Annotated in this window: 1 protein-coding gene (only partly in view); it reads right to left on the bottom strand. The window is 45.9% G+C overall.

Annotation, left to right across the window (positions count from 1 at the left end; translation table 11 throughout):
• Positions 1-12,254, bottom strand: partial view of a non-ribosomal peptide synthetase gene (locus tag NST79_RS09365; RefSeq protein ID WP_212060460.1) — the 5' portion only. The gene continues 2,878 nt to the left of window position 1, outside the view; only the first 12,254 of its 15,132 coding nucleotides appear in the window; it begins with the start codon at positions 12,252-12,254; its stop codon lies off the left edge, out of view.

The following is a 12,254-nucleotide window of genomic DNA, read 5'->3' as shown; positions in this document are numbered from 1 at the left end:
GATGTGTTTTGAAACGATTCGAGCCCCTTCGTCACACAAAGCAGCCTGAGCCCCTCTTTATGCCCGAATTCAACCAGTCTTTGCACCCATTCAATCCAATCCAGCCGGCCCTCATCATCCTTACCGCATCCGATGACATCCACTAGGCCGTCAAACTCTTTCCAATCAATGTCTGACTGATCATTTTCTATCCGGCTCACATCTAATAAGAGATGATTCGGAAAATACGAAGACACTTCTGCTGCTAAATCTGCTGTCTCTTGATTGCTCAGGATGGCAACGGTTCTTGTCCCCGGCACTGCTGAGCCAATTGGACTCAAACTCCATTGTTTCGTCAAAAAGCATGCAGCCCGATCTTCAATCGCATTAACCAGTTCTTTTTTGTCTCTTTCTGAATGTTCCTTTGCCGGCACCCAATAATGATCCTTTGCAAACGGATATGAAGGGAGGCTGATCAGGCGCGGTTTGGTCTCTCCGTATAATGTGTTCCACTGGATTGAGACCCCTTTGACCCATAAATCAGCAAGTTTGGCGTATTTTCTTTTTCTGATCCAAGCATCAAGTGCCAACGCCATATCTTCATCTGCTGTAAAAATAGTCTGGGTCTCTTTATTTCGATGAGACTGTCCCCGGAAAAATTCGTCTGTTTCTTCCTTACCGTCAACAAACGCCTGCAGTTTCTCTTCAAGTTCCTGCATCGTCCCCGCAACACACGCCAGACGCTCATCCATTTCCTCGCGCCCGACCTGCAGGGTGTAAGCGATGCGGTGCAACTCCTGATCTGTATATTTTTTATTGCGAATCGCCTCAAGCAATTGCGAAGCACGATCTATCAGCCTGCTTTTATTTTTAGCCGACAGCACAATTACGTTTGGCTGTTCTGTAGCCGTGTGTTCTGAATTGGCTTTTGGCATATATTCTTCAATCACAATATGCGCGTTTACTCCGCCAATCCCAAACGAACTGATTCCCGCACGGCGCGGAAGCTCGTTTCCGTCCCAATCTGTGACAGACTTCCATTCCTGTTTTTCCTGAACGATGTAAAACGGACTGTCAGTCAGCTGAAGATAAGGATTAAGCGTCTCGCAATGCAGGCTTTTCACTAACGTTTTATGCTTCATTTGCAAAAGCACCTTGATCAAACCGGAAATACCTGCTGCTAGCTCTAAATGACCGATATTGCTTTTAACTGAGCCGATGCCGCAACGGTGATCTGGAACATCCGGCTGGCTCTCGCCTCTCATATTGGATAGTTCCTTAAACGCGGCTTTCAGCCCATTTATTTCAATCGGATCGCCCAATTCCGTCCCTGTTCCATGTGCTTCGATATATGTGACAGTGCTTGGATCTATGCCTGCTTGGCGATATGCACGCACCAACAAATCAGCTTGTGCTTTCGGATTAGGCGATGTCAGGGTATTGGCTCTTCCGCCGTGATTTTCCGCCGTCCCCCGAATAACGCCGTAAATATGATTTCCGTCGCGCTCGGCATCTTCCAGCTTTTTCAACATGACCATTCCGACCCCTTCGCCTCTGACATAGCCATTCGCATCGGCAGAGAAGGTTTTACACCTGCCGTCTTTGCTGAGCATCCCCGCCTTGCTGTAGCTAATATGCGCCTCCTCGGTTAAGATCGTATTCACGCCTCCAGCGATCGCCATCTCACAATCACCGTTTTGCATCGCAGTCACAGCACGGTGAATGGCTACAAGAGAACTGGAACAAGCCGTCTCTACTGGCTCGCTCGGACCATGAATATTTAAAAAATAACTCATTCTATTCGGGCCTACCGAAGGAATCATATGACCTGTAGCAGCATGGCCTTCAATTGGAAGATTCGCTCTATGGAATAGATCTTTATAACCGGTGTTTCCCGTACCGATAAAGATACCGGTCCCTGTACCCGAAAGGCTTTGCGGCGAGCAACCCGCATCTTCCAGTGCCTTCCACACGTATGTCATTAACAAGCGCTGCTGAGGGTCTACATAATCAGCTTCTCGCGGCGAAATACCAAAAAACAACGGATCAAACTCTGCGACACCATCAATAAACCCGCCCCATTTGATGTCGGTTTTATTGACGTCAGTGTCTGGGTTTCCATAATGCTCCCGCCAATCCCATCGATCTTTTGGAACTTCTGTGATGCTGTCTTTTCCTTCTTCTAGGTTTTTCCAAAATTCGTCTATATCCATAGCGCCAGGGAATCGGCCGCTGATGCCGACAATTGCAACCGGCTCAAAATCGGCAGCCTGCTTTTTGTTTCTTTCTGCTTTTGCAATAATAGGCTGTGTAAAGCGGCGCTTTCTACGTGATGTGATTTTCGGCGCTTCAGGGGATTTTGTCTGTAACTCTTCCTGCCCCTCTGGTTTTTCTCGCTCCTGAACCAGGGTGTCACCATGTTCAACGGTCAAATACTCAGCCAGGCTGTGGATGCTTCCATATTCAAAGAAAATGGTCGGCGTTAGCTCCAACTGAAATTCTTCGTTGATCTTGTTTGTAAAGACCGTAAATGTAACGGAATCAAATCCGTATTCACTCAGCTCTGTATTGACATCAATATCTTCACTATTTACTTTTAAAATTGCACTGACCATGTTGCTTAATGATGCCTCCAGGCTGTTTAAACTGTGCACTAAGTTTGTTCTTTCATCTATGCCTTTAGCAGTAGCATCTTGATTCCATTCGCCCTGATACGCAGCAACTACATATTCAGCCAGGCTTTGGACGCTACCATATTCAAAGAAAATGGTCGGTGTTAGCTCCAACTGAAATTTTTCGTTGATCTTGTTTGTAAAGACAGTGAATGTAACTGAGTCGAATCCGTACTCACTCAGCTCTGTGTTGACATCGATATCGTCTGTGTTTACTTTCAAAATTGCGCCAACCATCTGGATTAAGGCTGCTTCCAATTTTCTAGTTTGTCCTTGATCCTGATCCGCCTTTCTCTGATCGTTCCGCTTGGCTTTCGATCCTGCGGAAAGCAGTTTTTGCTTCATTTTCTGAAGCTGTCCTTCCATCACAAAAACTTGCGGCTTATCAGATGCTATCCCCTGATAAAATGCTTTCAAGCCACTATCTGTCGGCATCGGGACCATTCCCGTCGTTTTCAGCATTCTCTTTTCATCTTCAGCGCCGACTTGCATACCGCCTTCTTCCCATAACGGCCAATTGAAGGAAATGGTGGAGCCGAATCTCTTTTTTGATGCCGCAAGAGAACGGCGGTATTCAGCAAATGCATCCATAAACGAATTGGCTGCCGCATAATCGGCTTGTCCAGCGTTTCCTAAACATCCCGAAACAGATGAGAAGAAAATGAAAAAGTCCAATGGGAAATCCTTGCTGCATTCGTCTACATGTAACAACCCGCTCACTTTTGGCTGCAACACCTCTTGAAACTCTTCATTCGTTTTATGAATGATGAAGTGATCTTTAATGCTGCCTGCACCGTGAATAATTCCATTGAGAGTGCCATATCTTTCTTTGATTTCCTCAAAAAGATGACGAACCGCATGCTGATCACTTACATCAGCCTCTCGATAGACAACCTCCGCTCCGATGCTTCGAAGAGCCTCCAGCTCGTTTTCCTTATCCTCACTTAAAACAGATCGTCCCGTCAGCACAATAGTAGACCGGCCAGTTCGATTGGCAATTTCCTTTGCAAACAGAAGGCCTAAGCTTCCTGCTCCGCCTGTGATTAGATAAACACCCTCGTCTCTCCACGGCATGTGAAGCGTATCAGCTGAAGGAAGCACCATTTCCCTCCAGCCTTTCACAAAACGGTGTCCAGCCTCATATCGAATCTGTTTGTCAAATGGTCTCCGGCTGTCGTCTTTCAGCTTGAGGTGAAGGTCTATCATCTCTTCAGGTTTCTCAATTTCGATGATCTGAGCAGTCAGTTTGCTGAACTCTATTTCTGCTGTTTTAAACAGACCGGAAACGCCGGCAAACAATTGCTTCTCTTTTTCCAGCGGAACAATCGCTTGAATGATGATACGGCCTGCAGAAAGCTCACGGACCTTGCTTTGCAGGAGTTCAAAAATGTTCTGCGTGTAACATTGATAACGTTCAGCAATATGTCCTACAGCTTCGTTTAGAGTAATCACACGGGCATCTTTCATGTGGGAGGCAATGCTGTCTGTGACACTTCGTTCAGTTTCGAAGAGAACAATGATATGCTCCGTGTACGAAGGATCTTCGTCCTCTCGTTCTTCATTCTGTTTTTCCCACACCGGTTCAAGCATTAAGCGTTCGTGCCGTGTTGAAGGCTTTGAAGTATGAACCTCCCCTTCTAATACTCTCGTTGAAAATCCTTTGATCCTGACACATACGCTTCCACTCTCGTCAATGACATCGATATCCGCTTTCTGAACAACCCCTCCGGAGTGATCGCTGTCACTTAAGCGAGCATAAGCCCACATAGAAGAAGAACACCCTTTGATCACTTCAAGCTCCTCAAGCGCAAATGGCAAAATCAGCTTTTGATCCGTCAATTCCTGCATGATGCATATTGTTGCTGTCTGCAAGGCGGAGTCCATGATACTTGGGTGCAGCACAAACTGTTCATTCGTTCCAGAAACGATTTCTGGAAGCTGCAGCTGCGCCAAAACCTCTCTGTTTCCTATATTCACATTCTTAATTCCTTGAAAGGCCGGGCCATGGAACATTCCTCTGCTTCTGCCTTCTTCGTAAAATTGATCAGGCGACATCTTTCCTTTGCCGCAGCGGCGTGACATTTCAGTGAGATCTGCGACTGGCGTTTCGGCAGCAGATGCCAGCTCCGCACTGCCTTGACTATGAATAACAGGGTCGTCCCCGTCTTCCTGTATACTGTAAATGTCAAAGGTGATTTTTCCATCTTCTTCAGGAAAGAGACTGATATCCACTTGAGCTGAATGTCTGTCAACCACAACAGGCTGAACCCAGACTGTATGATTCAATCTGATTCTGACATCTTGGCCAATTTCACTTCCTGCCGCCTGGTTTATAGCCGCGTACACCATTTCAAGGTACGCAACACCAGGAAGCACAGGCTTTCCTCTTACCACATGGTCTCTCAGGAAGAATTCGTCACCAGTGAAAACCGAACTGAATTTCTGTTCAGAAAAATCAGATGTATTCTGATGAAGCAATGGATGAATAGAGCCGATCCCTGTCTGATTTCCGGATATTTGCGCCACCGGTTTGCGGTCATCCTGCGACGGCCAGTATCGTTCCTTTGCAAATGGATAAGTCGGCAGACTCATTCTGTTTGGGCGCTCTCCCTTGTAAAGCTGCATCCAATCTATATGCGCTCCCTTGCTCCACATTTCTGCAAGCTTGTTTACTTTTCCTTTGGCCATCCACTTACGTATGAGTTCAGCGCTGTCCTCATCCTCCGTCAGCCATGAAACCTCTCTTGCATTGTGCTTACTTCCTTGAAAACAGCCTTCAATCGCTGTTTTTCCATTGATAAAATCTGTGAGCCTCTGTTTTAACTCATTTACATGATCGGCAATAAAGACAACGCGATGCTCCATCGCTTCGCGCCCCACCTGAAGGGTATACGCAAAATCAGGCAGCTGGCTGTTCTCAAGCCCTCTTCTTTCCAAATAGGCCAGAATGTCTTCTGCATACTCTTGCAGCCTCTCTTTATTTTTCGCCGAGATCGGGACAATGCAGGTTCCGTCTATCTTTCTCTTATCTGAATCCCTTTTAAATTGTTCAAAAATGGCATGGGTATTTGTCCCGCCAAGCCCGAACGAGCTAAGTGCAGCCCTGTGCGTTTTGATCTCACGGCTTAACGTTTTCTTTTGATCGACGACGTAAAAAGGAGAGCTGGCTAAGTCTGTATTTGGATTCGGCTCCTTATAATTGATACTCGGTGCAAGCTCTTGATGATAAAGACTCATCACGACCTTAATGCAGCCCGCAAGACCGGCGGCTGTATCTAAATGTCCGATATTGGTTTTCACCGACCCAATGCCGCAAAATTGCGTTTTATTTGTATATTGCCTGTAAACGTTTGTTAAAGCCGCAAGCTCGATCGGATCCCCCAGCTTCGTTCCGGTCCCGTGTGCTTCTACATAGCAGATGGATTCAGGCTGTATCTTCGTTTGATTCATGACCTGTTGGACCACGTCAGCCTGGCCTTTAACGCTTGGAGCATAAAAGCCGACTTTGTCAGCGCCGTCGTTATTTACACCAATGCCTCTCAGCAAGGCATAGATATGATCCCCGTCCTTTACTGCATCAGCTGCTTTTTTCAGCAATACAACAGCAACGCCCTCACCGCCTATCATTCCGTCAGCTGAAGCGTCAAAAGCCTTAATATGTCCATCACTCGAAAAGTTCAGCCCCGGCTGATGCACATATCCGATATTTGACTCGGTATGCAGCGTTGCACCGCCAACTAAAGCATAATCAGATTCATCCGACAGCAGGCTTTTATAGGCAGAATGCAATCCAATCAGAGATGATGAGCAGTTGGCATGAACGAAATAGCTTGGCCCTCTCAGCCCGAGCTTATGAGAAATCATTGTCGGAATCGTCCCGCTCTGTGCAAGCACCCACGAAACATAGCCGTCCGGCGTCTCCAGGCTCCCTGTTGTATCTGACGGTAACAGCGCGCGATAAGAATTATTGCTTGCCGACATAAAAACACTGGTTTGCGGAATCTGTCCCGCAGCATAACCGGCATCTTCTATTGCTTTCCATGAATGAGTCAGCAGCATCCGAAGCTGAGGGTCCATAAATTCAGCGTCTTTAGGAGAGATTTGAAAGAAGCTTGGATCAAATCTGTCTTTCCCCTCAATTGAAGCTTTAGCAGGGACATAGTCGGCATTCTCCGCTATCTCCTTTGAAATGCCAAAGCGCTGAAGCTCTTCTTTATTGAAAAACGCAATGCTTTCCTTGCCGTCTCTGAGGTTCTCCCAAAATTCATCATGATTTTTTGCCCCTGGAAATTCACACGATATGCCAATAATCGCCACACTATCGTCATAATAGTCCGGGAGATCACTCATCTCGGTAGACTGATCTTCTATATGAGCTGCCGGGTCTGTCGGCATATGGTCACTTGCATCGCCCATTCGCTGTTCAGTGATGTACTGGCTGATATTTTTAATCGTTGAATACTCAAACAGGTCTGTGACAGAAAACTCACAGGATAGTTCATGTTTGATACGATCAGCCACAGTGACCGCGAGAAGCGAATCCCCGCCCACATCGAAAAATCCGTCATCCCATTCAATGTCACTCGTTTTCAGCACTTCCTGCCAAATGGTAAAAACAGTATCCTGAATGTTCTTAGGAGAGGTCTGCCTTTGCTTTAGCTGCTCCCCTGATAAATCGATATTCTTAAGGCTGTTTCTATCTATCTTTCCGTTCGGAGTTAACGGCATATGATCAAGCTGAATAAAATAAGAAGGCACCATATAGGCAGGCAAAGCGTTTTTCACAAAATGACGCAGCTCTCTCGCTGTGAGAGAAGCATTTGCATGTTTAGCTGTATAATAGGCAGCTAGGTTATCCTTATCTGCGACCACAACGCATTCCAGAATGCCGGGATGCTCACTAAGCCTGCTTTCAATATCACCAAGTTCAATACGGAATCCGCGGATTTTTACTTGATTATCGATGCGGCCTATATATTCAATTCGCCCTCCCGTAAGCCAGCGGGCCATGTCTCCCGTTCTATAAAGCTTAGACCCAAGCTCAAAAGGGTTGTCAATGAATCTCGAATCCGTTAATTCTTCCTTTTTGTAGTAGCCCTTCGCCACACCGTCTCCTGCAATGCACAGCTCACCCGGGACACCTGCCGGCACTGGCGCGAGCTGAGAATCCGTAATATAGATTTGTGTATTGGCGATTGGCCTTCCTATCGTGGCATGAGAGCATTCATCGTTAATGCGCTGAACCGCTGACCAGATAGTTGTTTCGGTTGGCCCGAACATATTCCAGGCTTCGCTGCCCGTATCTAAGAAATATCGTTTTAATGGCTCAGGCAATGCTTCGCCACCGCATAAAATTTTCACGCTCTCTTCATTTTCCCAGCCTGAATAAAAGAGCATCTTCCACGTAGCGGGGGTTGCCTGCATCACTGTCGGTTTGATCGTGCGGATGTCCCGTTTCAGTTTTTCAACGTCTTTTGTATGCTCCGTTTGACAAATATAGCAGTGTGCGCCCTTTATTAAAGGCAAAAATAATTCCAGAGCTGCGATATCAAAACAGTAGGTTGTGACAGCAAGCATTTTATCCTCTGCCGTAAGACCTGGTGTTTCCCCCATCGAAACGAGAAAGTTTGTCAAAGCTTTATGCGGTATCATGACACCTTTTGGCTTTCCTGTGCTGCCGGATGTATAAATGACATATGCCAAGTTCTCTGGCGTGACAGTGCGTGTAAGCACTTTTCGATCAGAGGCTGTTTGAGCAATTTCATCCCAATCTTGATCTAAAAGAGCTGTTGTGACACCGTTCCAACTCAACGTATTTACTAATTCCGATGTCGTCAGTGTAATGAAAACTTCACTGTCCTCAAGCATGTATTCTAATCGTTCAGCCGGATAGGACGGGTCTAGCGGCACATACGCTCCCCCAGCCTTGAGGATCGCTAATAAACCCACTAGCATGTCCAGCGATCGATCCACATAGATCCCCGCCAGACGGTCAGGACCCACTCCATGCGCCTGCAAATAAATGGCCAGCTGTGTGCTTTTCTCATCAAGCTCCCGATACGTCAATGTTTGACCTTCATAGCTGACAGCCGCTCTATCAGGCGTCTTTTTCGCCTGCTGCTCAAACAACTCATGAAAAGTTATATATGGATACGTTTTTCCTGTGGCGTTCCATGTTTTGAGAATCATCTGCTTCTCTGCCTCAGGTAATAAAGAATACTCTTTTAAAGGCTGAAAAGGATTCAACATCGCCTGCTCTGTTACATAAACAAAATGGTCGAACATGGCGGATATAGAAGCCGCATCAAACAGCCCAGTATTGTACTTGATGTTCAGCTCCATTTTTTCTTCTGTTTCCCACAGTTCAAATACTAATTCGTATTCGCCCTCTTGGTGAACATACTCAACGAAATCGACAGAAAAGAAGTCAGCATAGCGGCTCAGCAAGCTTTGATAGCTTCCGGATTGAAGAAAATTCTGATAGAAAAAAGCGGTTTGAAATACCGGTGAACCTGCTTGACTGCGAGGAATATTCAGATCCCTCACCATTTTTGGAAAAGGATATGCTGCATGATCAAGCCCATCCAATATCGTTAATTGCAATTTTGATATAAAGCTAGAAAAAGTGTCTGCCGGGTTCAGCTCACTCCGAATCGGGAGCATATTGAGAAAATGTCCAATGGCATCATCAAATCTTTCTTCCGGCCTCACCATGGCCGGCATGCCGACGATCTGTTCCTTTTGGCCGGTGTAACGGCCAAGCAGCATCATATAGCAGCTTAAGAATACCGTCGTGACATTTACAGAATGCTCTTTCGCAAACGTTCTGACCTGATTCATGAAGCCGCTGGACAGCCGCCTGGTGTATGTATCCTCTCTAAACTCAGAATCGACTGAACTTGCGCTGACATTAGGCAGCTGAAGATTCGGCAAAGTTCCCGATAGCTGTTTCTGCCAATATGTACGGTGCTTCACACCGTCTTTGCCGGCAAGCATGTTTTTCTCCCATGCCGCAAAATCATGATAAATAGCAGGAGAAACAGCTTTTTCCGGCTGCTGTCCTTTTAAAAGAAGCTGATAGGTATCAAACAGACTGCGTATAAATGTGACAGACGAAACTCCGTCAAAAATCAAATGGTGAATGACAACTAATAAAAAATGCTCTTGTTCAGATCTGGAAAAGCTCATGACACGCACTAACGGGCTGTTTTCCTTTACATACGGTTCCTTTACTTTCTTTCTAAGAAAAGCAGGAATATCAGACTCTTTCAAACTTGAGATATTTTCTGTCTTGATTTCAATTGAAAGTGCTGGCTCAATTTTAAGAAATGGCATTCCGTCTTTCTCTTGGATGACGTGCTTTAAGATTAGGTGCTGATTCAATACAAGGCCGAAAGCCTGCTGTAATGTTTCAAGGTGAAGCCCTGACGAAAATTTAAAACAGAGAGGTACGTGATATGCACTTTTTTCGGGTGACATTTTTTGCAATGTCCATAATCCTTTTTGAACCTCAGAGAGAGGCTGAAAAGTTGCCTGACTCCTTTCCGGTTCGGTTTTATATGTATCCGTGCCCTTTTTGTCAGCAGACAAGCTGCTGAGGTCTTCATGTTCTGATAGATAGTTGGCTAAGCGTTCAATTGTAGGATATTGATGTATCTCTCTGGCTGTTAGTTTGATATGGTAGTTTTTCTCGATCGATCGAATGAGCTTCATCAACTTGATAGAATTCACACCAAGACTTTGGATATTTGCATTTGGCTCCACCCAATCGCGGGAAACGTGCAGCTCCTCAGTCAAACAGGTGAGCAGATGCTTCTGTATTTCTTCCCTTACTCTTTTCACATGGTCTGCTTGCTGCATCTCCTCATCCTGGACCGCATCGTTCATCCGATTGGGTTTATGTAGCAAGTGGTCGAACTCTCCATTTTCAAATGAAGTTTTTAGCTGGGTGCGCTGGATCTTTCCAATAGCCGTTTTTGGAATCTCTTCTTTTTGTACAGGCAGCAAATATTCCGGGGTGACTCCGATCACCTGTGAGACATGGGATTGTATGTTTCTAAGAAGCTGAGACATCTGCTCATCATTTAATTTTGCGGAAGTAACAAAGAAGATAGCCAGCTGATCTGTTGAATTCTGGCCCAGACGGACAGCGCAAGCAGCAGTATAAGAAGTTTCAATTTCAGATAATTCTTCAACTGCAGACTCAATTGCATGACTGTAATAATTAATGCCGTTAATGATAATTGCATCTTTCGTACGGCCTGTTATGGTTAAGCGCCCGTTTCGCAAAAAGCCAAGATCTCCGGTTTCAAACCAGCCGTCTTCTGTAAACACACTCTCATTCAAATCAGGCCGCTGGTAATAACCGCTAGTAACAGAAAGACCCGAGACTTGAAAACGGCCGATCTCGCCCTCTTCAACCAATTCATTATGGTCATTCACAATTCTCATAGAGAAGCCGGGGATTGGAGAGCCTATTTCAACAAAATGATCATCATCACTTGTTCCAGCCCGGGTAAATTCATGAGAAAAAATAACGCCCGATGAAGTTTCGGACATTCCCCATGCAGGTCGGATGGCGTCAGCAGGCAGTCCATGTGGTTCTAAAAGCTCAAGTATTCTGCGCCCTACCTTGGCTACCATTGCTTCACCGCCGTTTAGCATGTATCGCATTGAAGACAGATCCCATTTCCTATCTTTTATTTCTTCTGCAAAATCAGTAACCAGGCCAAACGCAAAATTCGGCGCCCACGTAACAGAAGCTCGGTAATGATCAATCCAATCCAGCCATTTCAACGGCTCCATTAAGATTGTTTCGCTTGAGACGTTAATTTCCTGACAGCCAAGATAAACATCCCGCAAATGCAGCATTCCGATCCCTCCGACATGGTCAAACGGCATCCAGTTAAACGTAATATCCTCTCTGGTGAAGCCTTGCATTTGAATAATCCCTTTCACCATGCTCATAATGTTACGATGATTAAGCATAACTGCTTTGGGCGTTCCCGTACTGCCTGAAGTCAGCAATAAAAGCGCTAAGTCTTCGGGACTGGATTGATGCCAATCTGTGTCCGCTTCAGCGCTGAGCAGATCCTCTACAGCAATTGCCCTGAACCCTTCAAGCCCTTGTTCTTTTGCCCAATCGAGCATTTCCTGGTGCATCCCTCGGTCCGTAATCACCGCTGGCTTGTCAAGAAGCGTCCATGCGTCTTTCAGCTTTTGAGTGCCGCTGCTCGATTCAGCATACGTTGGCGGAACGGCTAATGGAGCCGGAACCACCCCTGTTAACACACACCCCCAGAACGCAGGGAGAAGCTGTGAATTGTCACCAAGCTGCAAAATCACGCTTTGTTTTGCTTTCAGGCCTGATTGGCGAAGCCCCTTCGCAATGCGCAGTCCATCATCCCATAATCGTCTGTATGATTGGTAAATTTCAGTTCCATCCGGCTGCAAATAAATGATTCCCTTTGTATCCCCAAGCTCCGCCGCCGTTCTGTATAAAACTTCAGGTATTGTTGCCGGCTGCTTTTCAGATATATGTAAAGGCTCACCATGACTGACAGAAGGATTAGCCAATATGCGGATATTATCATTATTTCTCAT

Origin of the sequence: Bacillus sp. PS196 (assembly GCF_037963555.1) — a bacterium.
Lineage (GTDB): Bacteria > Bacillota > Bacilli > Bacillales > Bacillaceae > Bacillus > Bacillus subtilis.
Note: the sequence above shows the minus strand (reverse complement) of the source record. Positions and strands in the feature narration are given on the sequence as shown.